Genomic DNA, 17,191 nt, shown 5'->3' with positions numbered 1-17,191 from the left:
AATGTTTGAACTTATTTATCACGTAGAAACATCACATAATATTGGTTCAATATTTGTATGATTGCTTTAAGTTCAAGTAACTTTTCTTGAGTATTACCCAACCTTTCGACATAGCGCTGATTTGCAATCTCTAAGTCAATTTTTTCATTAATTTGTGGCGTAATTTGAAATAACTTACGTAAATCATCAAAGTTCTGTAATTTTCGATTTGAAAAATACTCCATATGCTCTGACCATTTTTCATTAATCACAACATTTTTAATTACTGGACCACGCTCAGAATCAAAACTAAGTTGATTCTCTTGTAAATACAGCTGCTCTGGTGACTCTTTCGAGCCTTGAAAAAGCTGGCTTAACTTTTTAAACATTTCATCACATCATATTAGTTTCAATATAAATAATGGAGGCAACCTACTCGCCGCCACCACTTATATCTAATTATTTTTCGCGACTATTCGTCACCCAAATCATCGAGAAAATCTACAGTCGGTACAAAAAATAAAGTACCTGTTTGGGCAGTACTAAAGTCAAGTAAACGGTCAAGATGACCTTGCTCATTTCCTAGGAACATATTTTCAAGCATTTGGCGTGTCGTACTAAATTTTCGGGAATAACCAATAAAAAAAGTACCGTATTCATTTTTTGATGGGTTCGAGAAAGGCATATTGGCACGCATAATTTTTAGCTCATTACCTTCAGCATCATGCGCTTTACTTACCACATTATGGGCGGTTAAAGGCTTTTCATCATCACCGAGTTCAATATCATTAAACTTTTTGCGACCTATCACTTTTTCTTGTTCTTCATCGCTTAAAGCACGCCATTTTTCCATGTCATGGGTATATTTTTGAATAAACGCATAACTTCCCCCAATAAATTCGGAATCTTCACTACCCACTAGCGCCCATTGTGCAGCAATTACAGGTTCAGGGTTTTCTGTTCCATCAACAAAGCCAATAATCGCTCGACCATCAAAATAACGAAAACCGTGTACTTCATCAATTGGACAAGTTACTTTACCCAACTGTTCATTGATTATACTTCCCAATTCATAGCAGAGAGCTTGTCGATCAGCACGAATATGAAAGAATAAATCACCAGGTGTTGAAACAGCTGTGTACTTTGGGCCTTTGATTTCTTGAAATGTTTCTAATTCTTGAGGCTTTGCTTGCTCTGGAAATAAAACATCCCATGCATTTGAGCTAAAACCGAATGTGGCATTAAATTTACTTTCTGGATAACGATTAGACAAACTTCTAGTTAACGCTGAAAAATTAGCAGCAAAATCTTTTACTTTTTCTATAACAGAATCACCTTGAGCTAATCCCAATACAATAAATAATGCATTTTCTCCAGGATGACTCGTTACAGGCTGAATTCTCATACATTCCATAAAACAGGCCTTATTTTGGTAATTTACGGTAGTAATTTAGCATATTCATGTTTTTATCGTACGATTTCTTATTGTACTCATGTCTTAAAAAGAGACTGAATTTGCTCAATCTCTTTTAACTTTTCTAAATGATCTTAGCTGCCATACTGCTTTTTTAAGTATTTTACAATTTGAGCAGATTCAAACATCTTCACTCCCGTATTTGGGTCGACTAGATAAGGTACTTGCATTTTACCTTGCATAATCGGCAACAACTTTTCTCTTTTTCCATCTTTTAAGGGCATATATTTACCCGGTTTTAAGCGAAGAATAGCAGGTCCCATATCTTGCCATCGTTCTTTTGCCACATTGTGCAAAATATAAGGAATTTCAAGCTCACATAGTAGACTTCTTACTACTCTCGAATATGGGCTTGCTTCAAAACTCCATAGTTCAAGTTTTTGCTCAGGCGCAGCTCTATTTACTATTTTTTTATTAATCCATACTCCACGAGCACCGTTTAACAACGTTCCAGCAAATGCCAGATATGGTCTTTTTGGATAATTTGAAAACTTCTGAGGCGTTTGTCCTGTATTACCATAGTGTTTAAATAAGTGATGAATAATATCTTGCGATTCGTATAATTTATCACCTGTATTTTCATCAATTAAAAAAGGAAACTGTAACTTGCCGCCCGTTTCTTTGACAATAGAACGGTATTTCGATCCACCTTTGGGACATGGATAAATTTCCACATCCAAATTTAATAGCGTAATCACTTCACGAACACGTCGACAAAATGGCGAACCTTCAAATTCATAAAGTTTTAGAGCTTTAACAGGCTGATTAGGAAATGCTGTACCTGTAACCCCTCTACCACCTTGAGCAATTGCAGATGCTACTGCTTGCAGCACCTTAATTTGATGATTCACCATTACACGTTCCTTTATATTGTGGAGCTAAACTAATTTTTCCTTAGCAATCACAATTCCATTGTTATCTGCATAAATAAAATCACCAGATTGAATTGTGACTCCACCAAAATACAAAGGAATATCAACTTCACCAATGCCCTTACGATTACTTTTTTGTGGAATTGCAGCCAATGCATGTACACCTAAATCTAGAGTTGCAAGTGCATCAACATCGCGTACACAGCCATAAATAACCACACCATTCCAGTTATTTTTAACTGCCGATTCAGCAATCATATCTCCCATCAGTGCGCAGCGCATTGAAGCACCACCATCCACAACCAACACCTTCCCTGTACCATCTGTTGCTAATAACTCTTTTACACGTGAGTTATCTTCAAAGCACTTTACAGTTACAACCTGTCCGCCAAAGGTTTGACGCGCACCATAACTTTTAAAGAACTTACCATCCATTGATGGTATGACCACTTGTAAATCTTTTTCTGGGTTATCATCCAATAAATCACATGTCACAAATGGTACTGTAGACACTTTTATTCTCCCTTATCGAGTTTGTTGTATGCTGAGATTATCATATCGTTTAAATGCTTCAATTTGCGTTAGCGCCGCTACGACCATCGTATGAGCCAATTGCTCAGCTGTAACAGGTTTATATTTGAACGGTTTATTCCATTTATTTTCAATAAATTTAAAAAGACTTTGCCCCAAATCTTCCATAAAACGCACATCGCTACGCTTACCAATCAATAAAGATGGTCTGAAAATAGATAGTTTTTCGATACCTAAACTCTCAATATAGTCTTCTAACTGCCCTTTGACCTTATTGTAGAAAATTGGTGAATTTGCATTTGCTCCAAGTGCACTCACAATTAAAAAATGAATATGTTTATCTTGAACTAAGTCTGCAAAGTGGGCATTTATTTCGTAGTCCACTGCATAGAAACCTTGTTTTGAACCTGCTATTTTTAAAGTTGTACCTAAGCAGCTAAATGCGTGAGTATGATCATTTACGTCTTCATCATTGAGCAATAAAAAATCCTCAATCACCAACTGAGTAACTTTTTTATATGTATTAAGTAGTTGTGATTCTTTTCTAACAACAACCGTAATTGCTCCAAATTCTGGTGTTTGTTCAAGCTCTTCAACTAGAGCTAATCCAACGAGTCCTGTAGCACCTACTACAATTGCTTTTTTCGTGCTTATAGTCATTTTTTATTCAACCCTCTTTAAGTTTGTATCAAATTTAACCTTTTCTTACGGTTTTAGCAGCCCCTAAAACGGCTTAAAATGCTCGCAAGGCTTGACTTCACGGTATTGATTCATCACAATATGGCACTTGTTTACGGGCTGGTGATGGTTACACCAGTTTACTGGATTGACCACAGCCCGCCCAGACCAACTTATTTTCAAGGAGTGCAAGAGTGGCAAACTCTGCTCAAGCTAAAAAACGTGCGCGCCAAAACGTAACAGCGCGTAAACACAACGCAAGCTTGCGTTCTATGGTTCGTACTTACATCAAGCGTACTTTAAGTGCAATCGCTGGTGGTGATTATGCAGTTGCTACAGAAGCTTATAAAAAAGCTGTTCCTGTAATCGACCGCATGGCTGATAAAGGCATCATCCACAAAAATAAAGCTGCTCGTCATAAGAGCCGTTTAAATGCTCAAGTTAAAGCGTTAGCTAACTAATTTGAAGTATGTAAAAAAAGCCCAACAGGGCTTTTTTTATTACCTATAATTTTATAATTACTCTACTTTATGAAATTTAGATACATCCAACTCGTAAGCTTCGCCTCTCCAAATCCATTTCAATTTACAATTTGGAAATTCATCCCCTTCAAACCATACAAATAGACCTTCCATCATTTCTGGCCAATCTGCCTTTTGTATTTGATTATTACCTGAAATTACGGCAACTATGGCTGCAATAATCGTGTCGTGACTTACAGCTAAACTTAGCCCACTTTTTGTTTTAGGATGAGTTCGATAAATCAGTTCTAATACATCTAAAACACCAGTAATTGGATGTTTCATGCCTGGCAAAGCATTATTCACAAAACTATTAATAAACCCGAGTGCCCCTTGTTTACGAAAATAAGGAGCAGCTTGTTGAATATCGAGTACAAAACTTCCCGGCTCTACCAATAAGCCTTGCTCAACAATTTCAATCGTATGCGTATTAGGTTCAGGACTTACACCGTCTGCACCCTCAATCATAAGTGCAGCCGTATCGACACAACGTTGAATTGGACTAGAAATACAGTGTTGAATCACACGATCCGTATTTTTAATTAAGTAGCTACCCCATGCTTGTGCAAGCTCACGGCCTTGAGGAGTAAGTTGAAGGTCGTATCCCGCCAAGCCTTGCCCATCTACCAGCTCTCTTAAAGAGTGACGTGTAAAAAGGGTTACAGGGGTTGAAGCATCAGGCAATAAATCAATTGCTTCAAACATGCTTTTAGGCAATAAATCGAGTGCCATTTTGATCGTGTCATCTTTTCTCAATATTTTGCCACTATAGCATGTCTACAATAACTCTCAATCCAAAACACCCGATTGAGCCAAAGCTTCAAATGCTATTTTTTTGCTTTCCTGATCACGAAATGCGATAAAGCCCCCGTTTAATACAGTATCACGCTGATTATATTCAAAGGGTTTACCTTTTAGGGTTAGTAAACCGCCACCAATACTTTCTAATAATCCCTGACCGGAACTGGTATCCCACTCAGATGTAGGATGAAATCTAGGGTAAATATCAATCTCACCCTCTAACATCATACAAAACTTATAAGCGCTGCCCGCTTCACGTCGAATTACAGTACGTTTTTTTTCAATAGGTTCAATAAATTTATGATATTTTGGATTTTTACTACTATGGCTTAAACCAATTTGTACAGGTGCTTGTGTTGAATAAGACTCTTTCTGATATTGGTACCATTGTTTTTGGCTAAAGCTATATTTAAAAGGCAAATCTTTTAAATAACCTAAATAAACAACCTGTTCACAAGGCACAACGATCACAGAAAATACTGTTTCGCGTCCCTCAATCAAGCTCAAGTTTATCGTGAACTCATCCCGTTCATGTATAAACTCTTTGGTACCATCAAGCGGATCAAGCATCCAGCAAGAAGACCAGTCATGGCGAGCGCTATAGTCACTTTCTTCCGATAAAACCGGTAAATCCGGTGTGATTTCTGCAAGATGCTTTAATAAAAATTGATTTACCTTTAAATCTGCTTGAGTTACAGGTGAATCATCATGTTTTTCTTGAATATTAAACTCATATCCTGCTGAATAGTTTTGATATTCTTGTAATAAGATCTGACTAGCCTCTTCCAAAATTGGTAGCAGCTGTTCAATTAAGGCATCGTTGGGACGAGTTGTTGTTATAAACATAAATAAGCTCTATTTACTTTCCTTTTCATTATAAGTGAATTATGACAAATTCAGTATTCACCAACAGTCTAGTATCCTTATAAAAATGCTTTATCTTTAATTAAGAACACGGTTATTTCTTCAAAAGCTCAGTCTTTATATTTTAACTGGGCAAGATGCTTATAATTCAAGAGAAACTAACGTTAAATTTTGTATAAAAAACATGCTATAACTTATGAAAAATAAACAACTTAATGTGAAACCAACCATTTTCTTTTCACACTTTTCTTGCTATGTTCATTAACACAATAACAAAATGGAAGACTAAATAATGATGCTATATGGATATCACTTCTCAACAATTGAAAATAACTGGGAAGACTTAACCCCATTAAATGAGTTTTTACAAACATTTGCAGATGATGACGGCGATGTTTCCCAAAGAGACAAAGAATCGCTTAAAGAAATTATTGCTAAATCAGATACGGCTTTGACTTTGGCTAAAGAAATGGGTTGGGACGGTAGCTATACTGGTTGCCCTTACTTATTTTGGTTACCGAGTAAAAATACGCAATCATTTGAATATGGGTTTGTTTTTAAACAAACTTCAGATAACTCAACTTTTGTAATTTCACCCATTGAATTGGCTTATCTAGCACAAGATAATCAGGTACAAACTTTAAGTAAAAATATTGATTAAATATAAAGGGTTATTGACTTAACAATTAAGCCAATAACCTTGCTCTACTATTGCTATTCAAACATACTTAATTGAGGCGTAGGTTTTATAATTTTCTCTTTGGGAACATGTAAACATTCAAACTCCTCAACAGGGAAACCCTCAATAAAGCTTGAAATATCTGGTTTTTCTAAACTTAACCATTCATCTAAACGGTCATGCGGAATCACAATGACTGATCTTTTGACATCGCCCGGTTCGTGGAAGTCTTTCATCATCGGATGATCAATCGCGTCCATGGTTAACATACTTGCAGATCGGACAATCGTTTCATTCATTTTGCAAATTTCATAAATTGCTGCAATGAAAAATGCCTGCCCATCTTTACGGCGTACAGCCCATCGCTCAGGTTTATCATTTATATATTTACTTTCATAAAACTCAGTCACAGGGATTACACCGAACTTACATTTAAGAGCAGCTTCTTGAAAACTCGGTTTTTGGAAAATTGTTTCGTGACGAGCATTATAAGTATGTTTTGCTATGTTTGTATCTTCCGCCCATTTGGGAACTAATCCAAACATGACTTCACGCCATTCAAGACCTTGCGGTGATTTAAATAATAACGGCATTGTTCCAGCAGGATAAACCTCATCGGCATAGCTAAAGCCGACCACAGGCAACTGAAGTTGCTGCAATTGGGCAAGAGTTAAAGGTTTAAAGTTGGCACACATAGCAAGAATAAAATACTGTAATTTTACTTCTCTTATTTTATAAGTATTTATTCTATAAACCAAATAAAAAGGCACTCGAAAGTGCCTTGAACGACGCAACTTTACGCTTATGAAACGTGTTGAATGCCTTGTGGAATCGCCTGCAATAGTCGTTTAGTGTAGTCATGTTGAGGATGTGCATAGAGCTCATCTGAGTTAGCGATTTCAACAACCTCACCATGATTCATGACCATGACTTGATCCGAAATATATTTCACAACCGATAAATCATGTGAAATAAAGATATAACTGAGTCCAAACTCATCTTGTAAGTCCTGTAATAAGTTAAGTACTTGTGCTTGTACAGACACATCTAGTGCCGAAACAGACTCATCACATATCAAAATTTCAGGCTTTAGGGTTAAACAGCGTGCAATCGCAATACGTTGGCGTTGACCGCCAGAAAACTCATGTGGGTATCGATAATAAGCTTGTTCAGGTAAATTGACTCGTTCAAGCAACCCAAGTGCGATTTGTTTACGCTCAGCATCATCTTTACCAATACCATGAATTTGCATAGGTTCTAATAAAATCTGCCCAATCGTAAAGCGTGGATTTAGCGAAGCATATGGGTTCTGAAAGATGATCTGAATCTTTCGTTGATATTTGGCAAATTCTTTTTCAGTTAATGAAAGAATATCTTTACCTTCAATGAAAGCTTCCCCACCTGTTGCTTCATGTAAACGCATAAGCAACAAGCCCACAGTGGTTTTACCTGAGCCTGACTCTCCCACTAAACCAAGCGTTTTCCCTTTAGCCAGTTTAAAAGAAACGCCTTTTACCGCCTGAAATTCTTCTTTGCCAAACAATCCTTTACGACTATAAAAACTTTTTTTCAGATCTTTTACTTCTAAAATAATTTGCTCATCGCCATTTAAACCGCGTTTACGCTGTGGAATTTCTGAAACATCAAAGCTTTGTTCGACTAATATATTGTCTTCTTGACGCATAAAGTCGCTGGTCACAGGCAAACGATAAGGTCGCTGTGACATTTGAGGACGACAGTAAAGTAAAGCACGGGTATATACATCTTTAGGCTGTTCTAGAACTTGTTCTGCAAGACCTTGCTCTCTAATTTCACCATGACGCATCACAATGACTTGATCTGCAATTTCACCCACCAAAGCCAAATCATGCGTAATAAAGAGCATCGACATTTGACGGCGCTGACGCAACGATTCGAGTAAATCAATAATTTGCTTTTGAATGGTGACATCAAGCGCTGTAGTCGGTTCATCAGCTATCAGTAGTTTAGGCTCACAAGCAATCGCCATTGCAATCATGACACGTTGCTGCTGACCACCGGAAAGTTGGTTAGGATAAGCATCAATTTTTGTTTCCGGTGAAGGTATCCCGACCTCTTTGAGTAACTCTAAAACACGTTGACGGGCTTGTTTACGGCTCATGCCCATGTGTATGCATAATACTTCTGCAATTTGATTGCCAACTGTAAAAACCGGATTTAATGATGACATCGGTTCCTGAAAAATCATGGCAATGTCTTTACCACAAATTTTTCGCATATCTTTCCGGGATAAGCTGAGTAAGTCTTTACCCTCAAAAACAATCTTACTTTTTTCATCAATTTTACTTTGGCCTATAGGTAGTAAACCCATAGTTGCCAAAGAAGTAACTGACTTGCCACTACCCGACTCGCCAACTAAAGCGACAGTGGTATTTGCTGGAATATCAAAGGAGATTCCTTTAACAGTTTCGATATACTGCTTGTCTTCACCTTTAAAGCTTACACGTAAGTTTTCAATGTGGAGTAAAGGGACACTTTTTTGTTGTTCTGACATTAAGTTTTCCTCTTATTTTAGTTTTGGATCTAATGCATCACGCAGTGCATCAGTAAACATTGAAAATGCCGTAACCAAAACAGCCATTGCGACAGAGGCTGCGACAAGCTGCCACCATTTTCCTAAAAGAAGTTCACTTTGTGCTTCATTTAACATACTGCCCCAAGACACTACACCTACAGGTACACCGAAGCCTAAGAAACTCAAAATAACTTCCGATTTAATAAAAGAAACCACCAAAATTGACATTTGAACCAAAGCAATATGGCTGACATTAGGAAAAATATGAATGAACATACGGCGAAAATGTCCAACACCAATTGCCTTGGCAGCCAGAACATATTCACGTGAGGTATGTTTCATATACTCAGCACGAATTAAACGGTAAACACCTGTCCAGCCCGTTAAACCTAAAATCAGAACAATAGATAAAATGCCCTTTTGTTGCAGCACGGCAGCTATCGCAAGAACTAATAATAAATATGGAATAGAAGTAAAAATGTTATAAAACCAGTTAAGGATGTCATCTACCCAACCACCAAAGTAGCCTGAAATTGCACCTAATAATGTGCCTAAGGTCACTGCGAGTAATGCTGAAACTAGCCCTACAATAATTGAGGTTTCTGCACCTTTAATGGTCTTTTTAAGAACATCTTGTCCCCATTTGTCAGCTCCAAATATAAGGGTACTTTTTAGCTCACTTTGCTGATCAAGTAAATGTCCACCGAGTTGCTGATCAATAGCTTTCATATCATCCGCTAACGGATCAACTACACCATAATAATCAATTGCACTTCCAGAGCTCTTTTCTTGTTTAATTTCAGCCTTGAGTTGGTGAATGACATCTTTTAAGGGATCGACTGGATTTTCTGGTAATTCCTCATCTACAGCGGCTGTCTTTTGCAAAGCTTCAGTTGTTTTATCTGCACCTATAAATGTAGGGGGTGCATAACTGACAGCAACTTCTTTGTTCCAGTCCGATGCAATCACTCCCGTAAATGATAATAGCAATACGACCAAATAGAACAGCACAACAATGAGCGATGCGATTGCAATTTTATCAGCCCGAAGACGGCGCATTGCAAGGCGCCATAAACCCGCTGAAGCAGGCGCTGTCTGGGTTTGTAATTTTCTTTTTGATAGAACACTTAGCATAACCCACCTACTTCAACTGTACACGTGGATCAACCACTTTGTAGACTAAATCGGCAATCAAGTTAAAAATCATGGTTGCAGCTGCGATATATACTGTAATTGCTTTAATCACAGGAAAATCACTTCGCTCAACCGCAATAATTACTTCTCGACCAATACCGGGAATACCAAAAAAACGTTCAATTAAAAATGCACCTATGAGCAGCGCAGGCAAAGTCGCCATCACATCGGTAATAATAGGAATTGAGGCATTACGTAAAACATGCACACCTAAAATTCGGCTTTCACCTACACCTTTCGCACGTGCCGTTCTAACATAATCTTGGTTAATCTCATCGAGCACAAAACTACGGTATAACCTTAAAGTAGGTGCAATACTCACCACTAACATAATTAAAATTGGAAGCAGGGCGAACTTAAATAAATTATCGGTAAAATTATCGCTCCAGCCCTGCACTGGAAACCAACTTAACTGATAAGCCAGGACATATTGAAAAACAATAATATAAACCAAGATACTAATCGACATACCAATGGTACATAACATCATGACCATACGATCTGTTAAAGTGCCACGTACTGCCGATACAGCCAAAGCTAAGCCAATTGAAATAACTGTTTGTAAAATAGTGAGTGGAATTAACAGCGTTAGCGAAGGCCCTAAGCGTGTTAAAATAATTTGTGAAACAGGTTCCCCCGTACTCCAACTTGCGCCATAGTCAAAAGTGAGAATCTGCTTAATAAAAATCCAGAGCTGAACGTAATAAGGCTGATCGACACCTAGTTGTTTACGAATATTTTCAATCTGCTCAGGATTAGACATCTTACCTGCCAGAATATAGGCTGGATCTCCACCCACCCAGTTAAAAAGAATAAAGATAAACAGCACTACTCCCAACATAGTTGGAATCATCTGCCATAAACGCCGAATAACATATGCCAGCATAGTGATAATTCCTTATTTAACCCGTTGTCCAGTAATTTCATTAAAGAACGCTTTGTTATCAGGTTCACGGCCAAGGAAATCTTTAACCAGCTCAGCTGCCGGTTTTTGGCTACCCTGGGATAAAATCGTTTGACGGTAACGTTGTCCTACTTGTGGGTTATTTAGGTTGTCACCATAAGCAGAAAGCATGTCTAGAGCTAAAACCTCAGACCACATATAACCGTAGTAACCTGCTTGATAGCCACCCATTAAGTGTCCAAACTGTCCTGGAAACTCTGTTGTTGGTACATATCCTAAAGCTGTAGCCGCTTCCATTTTTTGCCAAGTTTCTAAAGGTTTTACTTTTAAGGCATCAGCCGTATGAAGCGCCATATCGTACTGTGCATAAAGCGTCTGACGTGCATAACGTAAACCGCGCCCATAGTTATGTACTGCTTTTAAACGGGCAATTAGTTCATCATCAACTCGTGGGCATGCTGGATCACAATAATCGGCCACTTTAGATAAGGTTTCTTTACGGCGTGCCCACTCTTCATACATTTGAGATGGTGCTTCTACAAAGTCACGCTCTACAGATGTTCCAGACTGACTTGCATAGCGGGTATTAGATAAAATGCCATGCAAGGCATGACCAAATTCATGCACAAAAGTTTCGAGCTCATCACTATTTAAACCTTTACGGTTAAAGTTTGTGACGAGTGCTGAAACCGGTAAGCGGTTGGTTAAAGTGCTACCACCATATACTCCCCAAACAGCGGCATGGCCATATTTCCCTTCTCGAGGGAATTTATCCATATATAGACCGCCTAGAAGTTTTCCTGTCTTTTTATCGACTACATCGTAATATTCAACTTCGCTCTGCCATGCTTTCACTTTGACAGGTTTAAAATCAATACCATAAAGGTCAGATGAAATAGCAAATAACCATTTTTGTGCCGCTAAAGTCGGGAAATAATCACGAAGCTTTTCCTGATCAATTTGATATTTGCTCTTACGAAGTTTTTCACTCCAGTAAGCTTCACTCCAACGTGTGATTTCGGTTTTATCTAATGGTGTTTTTAAAGTTTGTGCTTTAAATGCTCGGAGCTCTTCTACTTCTTTGCGCTCAAGTGGTGCGACCGTTTTCTGTACTTCTGCCAAAAACTGATTTACAGCTTCGGGCGTTTTTGCCATACGGTCTTTTAACACCCAATCTGCATAACTTGCTTTTCCAAATAACTGCGCAAGCTCATAACGTAAATCTACTGCCTGTTTGAGTAGTTTTAAGTTTTGTTCAGTACCACGTCGTGTAAAGGCAATCTGGTATCTTTTTCTGGCATCATCATTATCTGCCAGTTCCATAAATGGACGATATTCCGGATACTCAAAACCTAATAGATAGTTACCTTTAGCATTTTTCTTTAACCCTGAAATATAACTTTCCGGTAGTCCTTTCATCTCTTCAGGAGTAAATTCAAGTTTTTCAGGGTTATCACGAATATTGCGGTTATATTCCTGTTCGAGTTTAGTCAACTCATCCAGAATGGCTTTCATTCTTGCACGTTTTGCTGGTTCTAATTGAACCCCCGTGTCTTCAAACTGATCGAGAATATCCTGACGGTATTTTTTATCTATTGGATCAGTTGCTTTTGTATTTTTAATTACGTTATATAGTTTTGAATTTTGGAATATATCAGTATGAAACTGATTAATTTTAATTTCGCAGTCTTCGGCTGCCTTACGTAATTTCGCATCCGGATCTACGTTACTATATAAACCTATGGGTCCTGAAAAATCTTCAAGATGAGCAAAAATTTTATCCCACTTGGCTAATATCGGAGCGGCAGCAGCATCGGTTTTAACAGGTATTTTTTCAAAACTTGAAATCTCTTGCTGGATTTTTTTTAAATTAGAATCGCACCATGTGGGAAGTTGCTCTGCTTTAAGTAATGGTAACGTCGCACGTGTCGCCTCTGCCGATGCAAACTGACTTATACCTATCGTCAACATACATAAACTAGTCATTTTCAGTGTGTTATTTTTCATCATATCTCCAATTTTTTTCATTTAATGATTAGATTTCGTATTTGTATCAATATCGAAGTACATCCATTCAGCATGTAAAATCGGATGCTTCTTATATCCAATGATTCTTGGTTGAGCCAACATATTTCTATAACGTGCATACAACACTTGCACTGGCATATACACTTCTAACAAACGTGTCATTTTTCGATAAATCACATCTCGTTCTGGGCCAGGCTTAATCTGTTGAGACTGACGGTATAATTGATCAAACTCTGGTATTGAACCGCAAGACCAGTTGGTCATATGGGTGTTCGGGCCATAAAAATTCTGCATAAAATTATCGCCATCTGGATAATCGGCAATCCATGCAGAAGAACCAAACATTCCGTCACACTGTTTTTGTGCCCGAATGAGGTCTGAAAAGAGCATAGGCTTGTAAACCATACGGATATTCAAACTGTCAAAGTTCTTTTTCCAAAGCTCAGCACTTTGCTGACCAATACTGTCATTGCGTGCCATATATTCAATGACCAGAGGCTTGCCATCTGGCTGTGTACGCCATCCTGAAGCATCTTTTTTATAGTTATATTTATCTAATAATAGATTTGCTGCTTTTACCGAATATGGGGTACTGCTTCTATATTGCGGATCAGAACCCACCACACCTGGCGGTACTGGAAAATGTAGACGCTCAGCATCACTATTACGTACTAATTTAATTTCTTGATCTATTGAACGAGACATTGCAATTGCACGGCGTAAAGCAATTTTTTCTTTACTCATTCCTCCAACAACAGGATTCTTAAGATTCCAATAGTTGTAACTAATTTCCGGATCAACAATACGAGATAAATGCACACCATCTTTTGCAAGTTCAGGTCTTAACTTGCCGTCTTTAATGGCTTTCGAGACTAATTGCCCTTCTAGTTGAATAATATCAACTTCACCACGCTGGAATGCCAACCATCGTGACTGGTTTTCTTCCATTACCTGAATATCAATTGTGCCGATTTGAGGCATTTGTTTACCTTTGAGCCGTTTCACAATTACTTGGTCCTCAGCGCTACTGGCTACAAAGTTCCAAGTAAAACCGCGATAATCAGGATTCGCTTTTAAAACAATACGCGAAGCAGGCACCCACTTACTGAGCATATAAGGTCCTGTTCCTACTGGATGCCCCATAACAAAGCCAGCTTTATCTTTATATTTTTCGATAACTTCACGCGCTACAGCCCCTGTAGGGTCATGTGCCAGTAATAAAGGAAAGTTATAATCAGGCTTAACTAACCGAATAACCAAGGTGTACTTATCAGGTGTTTGTAAACCGCTCACACTTTGATCGTAGTTAAACTTTCCTGTTTTACTGGCTGATTGTACTAAAGCATCCATACCTTCAATTTTGTTCTCCAACAACCAACTATTTGGCGAACGTAAATTTGGGTCTAATAAACGCTTAAAAGAGTACGCATAATCGTAAGCCGTTAACTCTCTAGGTTTACCTTTAAAAACAGGGTCCGGTGTAAAATAAATACCTTTTTTAATGTGAATCGTATAAGTCAGACCATCTGCACTCACTTCTGGCATAGCGGTTGCGATTTGGGGAATAAGCTTTGCTGGCCTTGCTAAATAGTCATAGGTATATAAAGTTTCAAATATCGAAGTGGTTACATGTGCTGAATATAAGTCATGGATATAAGCTGGGTCGAAACCTGTTTCAGCTGTTGGGAACGTATAATGTAAAACTTTATTCGGATCGGCTGGACTTTTTGCAAAAATAGTCGTGGTACCCGTTAATGCCATACTGGCAAATAATAGACCTACACTACAGTGCTTGAGCTTTTGTTTTAAATTTTCAGTCATGATGATCTTTATCTAAAATTATTTTTTAATAGGGGTAATATCAAGATATTGCCAGTTTGTATTCATCATCGGGTGAGGTTTAAAACCCTGAACTTGTGGTCGTATCAACCAATTACGAATTCGAGTTACATGAATAATCCAAGGATTGTCAGCTTCAATCTGGCGATTAAGCTTTTCATAATATGGTAGACGTTGTTGCGGTGGTAAATGAATGGCCTGAGTATAAAGAGCATCATATGTTTTAGACTGATAACAGGCATGGTTTCCCTGCCCAGCATTTGGTCCATATAATAATTGTGCAAAATTATCTCCTTCGGGATAGTCAGCAATCCATGCCCCGCTCCACATCATATATTTACATTGTGTTGCGGCTTTTAAGTTATCTGCAAAATTACTTACTTTAAAGTCAGCACGAATGCCAATCGCGTCTAGATTTTTTTTCCAGAGTTCAGAATGAATAACTGATGCTGAGCTATTTTCATTATTAATTTTTAAAACTAAAGGTTTGCCATTTGGTAAGGTTCGATAGCCATCAGCCCCTTTTTTATAACCATAATAATCAAGCAGTTTATTTGCTAGCCGCGGATTATATCCTACGCTACTTTTATACTTCGGGTTATATCCGTTTACACCTTCAGGTATAAACATTTCTGCTCTCACTGCCTGACCTTTATATGCCTGTTTTATGCTTTCTTTTTGGTCATAGGCCAAAGTAATTGCGCGACGAAGCGCAATTTTTTCTGGACTAAAACCACCAATGACAGGATCACGCATATTCATCATGGTATAGGTCATTTCAGGTTCTTTATATGGAAAATGTTTAATGCCTCTTTTTTGAAAAGAAGCTTTAAGTTGATTTCCATCTAACGCTTGAGGAACGGCATCTGCTGTAAGTTTGTCAAAATCTAATTGACCTGATTGAAAAGCTAACCATCTTGATTGTTGTTCTTCAATGATACTGACCACCACCTTGCCAACTTGCGGCATTTTCTTTCCAGACATTTCCTTAACAAGTTGGTTGTCCCAAGGCGTTCCTGTTGACTTAAAATTCCAGACGAAACCACGATAATCAGGATTGGCAACCAATTCGACCTTACTTCTTGGAACATATTTACTTAACATGTACGGTCCGGTACCTACTGGATGCATGCCAATACGATCACCGTAATAATCAACAACCTCTTTAGCAACACTACCAAACGTAATATAGGCAAGAATATAAGGAAAATTAAAATCTTGGCGAGTTAAGGTAAACTGTAGGGTATATCGATCAGTAGCTTTAAGCCCTGCAATTGGCGCGGCATAATCAAACTTTCCAGTTTTCTTTGCTTGAGCTACAACTGCATCAGCACCCACTAATTTTCCATCCAGAAAAGAAACGGAAGGTGCTCTATTTTTAGGGTCTAAAATACGTTTAATTGAATAAACATAATCTTCGGCCACCAATTCACGGCGCTTGCCTTTAAAGGCAGGATCATCCGTAAAATAAATACCTGGCTTAATTTTAAATATATAAACTTTACCGTCTTGCTCAACCTTCGGCATGCTTTCAGCCGTATAAGGAACTAGTTGTAGTGGACGTGCTAAATAATCGTATTTGAGTAGAGGTTCAAAAATAGCTTCTGCAATACTTGCACTATAGAAATTGGTGGTTTTAACCATGTCAAAACCGTCATCAGGTGCTTCATAGGCAACATGCAAAATCTTGTTTGGTTGTGCTGGCGTAATTGCATAAGCACATGGAATTGATGTAATAGCCAAACTTAAAATGGCGAGCTTAAAAAATTTTAATTTCAAGTTCATATCCACATAACTAATTTTTTTAAAAGATATTAACCTTTTGAGTAACATCTAAATCCGCATAAGAAAAGTTCTTTTTTCAGCAGATAGGCCTATTTGGGATTTGGAATTCACTTTCCTTTATCATCTTTTTATTTGATCAAATGGAAAAATAAATTCAAGTACCCAGTATTTTGTAACTACTGAATATAAAGCGAATTTCATGCCATCTATGAGTATTCATAATAAAATATTTAAGAATATTAGAAATTCATATTTTTATTAGGTACTTAAATCCGTTTGAACTATATAAATAAAAGTTACTTTTTGCCAAATATTATATTTGTATATGTTAATCATTTAACACCTTAAATGCACAAAAAAAATACATTGATGATTCATTATGCATCATATTAATCCATGTATACTTAATTAAAAATATCAACTTAATCTACTGATATTTAAATAAAATTATATAAAAAAATCTTACAACAAATAGTATAACATTACAT

At 37.5% G+C, this 17,191-nt stretch carries 17 protein-coding genes; 3 read left to right on the top strand and 14 right to left on the bottom strand.

The genetic code is table 11. From position 1 onward, the window contains the following. Positions 1-11: 11 nt before the first annotated feature. The 5 genes from ACH63V_RS08225 to ACH63V_RS08205 all read right to left on the bottom strand — a co-directional run bounded on the left by ACH63V_RS08225 (position 12) and on the right by ACH63V_RS08205 (position 3,516). Positions 12-368 carry a hypothetical protein gene (locus ACH63V_RS08225; RefSeq protein ID WP_396463212.1) on the bottom strand — a complete coding sequence of 119 codons (357 nt, stop codon included), beginning with the start codon at positions 366-368 and terminating at the stop codon, positions 12-14. An 83-nt stretch (positions 369-451) separates the two neighbouring features. Beyond that, complete coding sequence (locus ACH63V_RS08220) at positions 452-1,384, bottom strand: Dyp-type peroxidase (protein WP_396463211.1); 933 nt, start codon at positions 1,382-1,384, stop codon at positions 452-454. A gap of 143 nt (positions 1,385-1,527) precedes the next feature. Further along, positions 1,528-2,307 carry a glutathione S-transferase N-terminal domain-containing protein gene (locus ACH63V_RS08215; protein ID WP_396463210.1) on the bottom strand — a complete coding sequence of 260 codons (780 nt, stop codon included), beginning with the start codon at positions 2,305-2,307 and terminating at the stop codon, positions 1,528-1,530. Positions 2,308-2,331: 24 nt separating this feature from the next. Next, positions 2,332-2,838 carry a ribonuclease E activity regulator RraA gene (gene rraA / locus ACH63V_RS08210; RefSeq protein WP_311071290.1) on the bottom strand — a complete coding sequence of 169 codons (507 nt, stop codon included), beginning with the start codon at positions 2,836-2,838 and terminating at the stop codon, positions 2,332-2,334. 12 nt (positions 2,839-2,850) lie between these two features. Next, positions 2,851-3,516 (bottom strand): NAD(P)H-binding protein, encoded by a 666-nt coding sequence (locus ACH63V_RS08205; protein ID WP_396463209.1) that lies wholly within the window; start codon positions 3,514-3,516, stop codon positions 2,851-2,853. 212 nt (positions 3,517-3,728) lie between these two features. Between ACH63V_RS08205 and rpsT the strand changes: the two genes are divergently transcribed. After that, the gene (rpsT, locus tag ACH63V_RS08200; RefSeq protein WP_002117906.1) at positions 3,729-3,995 is read left to right on the top strand and encodes a 30S ribosomal protein S20; all 267 of its coding nucleotides are present in this window, start codon (positions 3,729-3,731) and stop codon (positions 3,993-3,995) included. 57 nt (positions 3,996-4,052) lie between these two features. Here rpsT and ACH63V_RS08195 read toward each other — a convergent pair whose 3' ends face one another. Further along, a complete protein-coding gene (locus tag ACH63V_RS08195; protein WP_311071295.1) occupies positions 4,053-4,787 on the bottom strand; it encodes a phosphoglycerate mutase family protein in 735 nt (244 codons plus the stop codon). Positions 4,788-4,844: 57 nt separating this feature from the next. Continuing rightward, positions 4,845-5,702, bottom strand: a complete 858-nt coding sequence (locus tag ACH63V_RS08190; protein ID WP_396463208.1) for a 3'(2'),5'-bisphosphate nucleotidase CysQ — start codon at positions 5,700-5,702, stop codon at positions 4,845-4,847. Between the two features lie 310 nt (positions 5,703-6,012). Between ACH63V_RS08190 and ACH63V_RS08185 the strand changes: the two genes are divergently transcribed. Beyond that, complete coding sequence (locus ACH63V_RS08185) at positions 6,013-6,381, top strand: hypothetical protein (RefSeq protein WP_263613610.1); 369 nt, start codon at positions 6,013-6,015, stop codon at positions 6,379-6,381. Positions 6,382-6,434: 53 nt separating this feature from the next. Here the strand turns inward: ACH63V_RS08185 and ACH63V_RS08180 are convergent, their stop codons facing one another. From ACH63V_RS08180 to ACH63V_RS08150, 7 genes are all read right to left on the bottom strand, one after another. Then, entirely contained in the window at positions 6,435-7,094 is a 660-nt protein-coding gene (locus ACH63V_RS08180; protein ID WP_263614969.1) for an SOS response-associated peptidase, read from the bottom strand. 107 nt (positions 7,095-7,201) lie between these two features. Then, positions 7,202-8,932 carry an ABC transporter ATP-binding protein gene (locus ACH63V_RS08175; RefSeq protein ID WP_396463207.1) on the bottom strand — a complete coding sequence of 577 codons (1,731 nt, stop codon included), beginning with the start codon at positions 8,930-8,932 and terminating at the stop codon, positions 7,202-7,204. 12 nt (positions 8,933-8,944) lie between these two features. Then, positions 8,945-10,087 (bottom strand): ABC transporter permease, encoded by a 1,143-nt coding sequence (locus ACH63V_RS08170; RefSeq protein WP_068934581.1) that lies wholly within the window; start codon positions 10,085-10,087, stop codon positions 8,945-8,947. 7 nt (positions 10,088-10,094) lie between these two features. Continuing rightward, entirely contained in the window at positions 10,095-11,033 is a 939-nt protein-coding gene (locus tag ACH63V_RS08165; RefSeq protein ID WP_039251373.1) for an ABC transporter permease, read from the bottom strand. Positions 11,034-11,045: 12 nt separating this feature from the next. Further along, a complete protein-coding gene (locus ACH63V_RS08160; RefSeq protein ID WP_396463206.1) occupies positions 11,046-13,079 on the bottom strand; it encodes a M3 family metallopeptidase in 2,034 nt (677 codons plus the stop codon). Further along, positions 13,080-14,903: an ABC transporter substrate-binding protein gene (locus ACH63V_RS08155; RefSeq protein WP_396463241.1), complete on the bottom strand. Its 1,824-nt coding sequence runs from the start codon at positions 14,901-14,903 to the stop codon at positions 13,080-13,082. Positions 14,904-14,918: 15 nt separating this feature from the next. Next, positions 14,919-16,709 (bottom strand): ABC transporter substrate-binding protein, encoded by a 1,791-nt coding sequence (locus ACH63V_RS08150; RefSeq protein WP_396463205.1) that lies wholly within the window; start codon positions 16,707-16,709, stop codon positions 14,919-14,921. A gap of 142 nt (positions 16,710-16,851) precedes the next feature. Here ACH63V_RS08150 and ACH63V_RS08145 point away from each other — a divergent pair, with 142 nt between their 5' ends. Next, on the top strand, positions 16,852-16,965 hold the full coding sequence (locus ACH63V_RS08145) for a hypothetical protein (RefSeq protein WP_396463240.1): 114 nt from the start codon (positions 16,852-16,854) through the stop codon (positions 16,963-16,965). Positions 16,966-17,191 lie beyond the last annotated feature (226 nt).

The organism is Acinetobacter sp. ABJ-A23_2 (assembly GCF_044538765.1).
Classification (GTDB): Bacteria; Pseudomonadota; Gammaproteobacteria; order Pseudomonadales; family Moraxellaceae; genus Acinetobacter; species Acinetobacter nosocomialis_A.
Note: the sequence above shows the minus strand (reverse complement) of the source record. Positions and strands in the feature narration are given on the sequence as shown.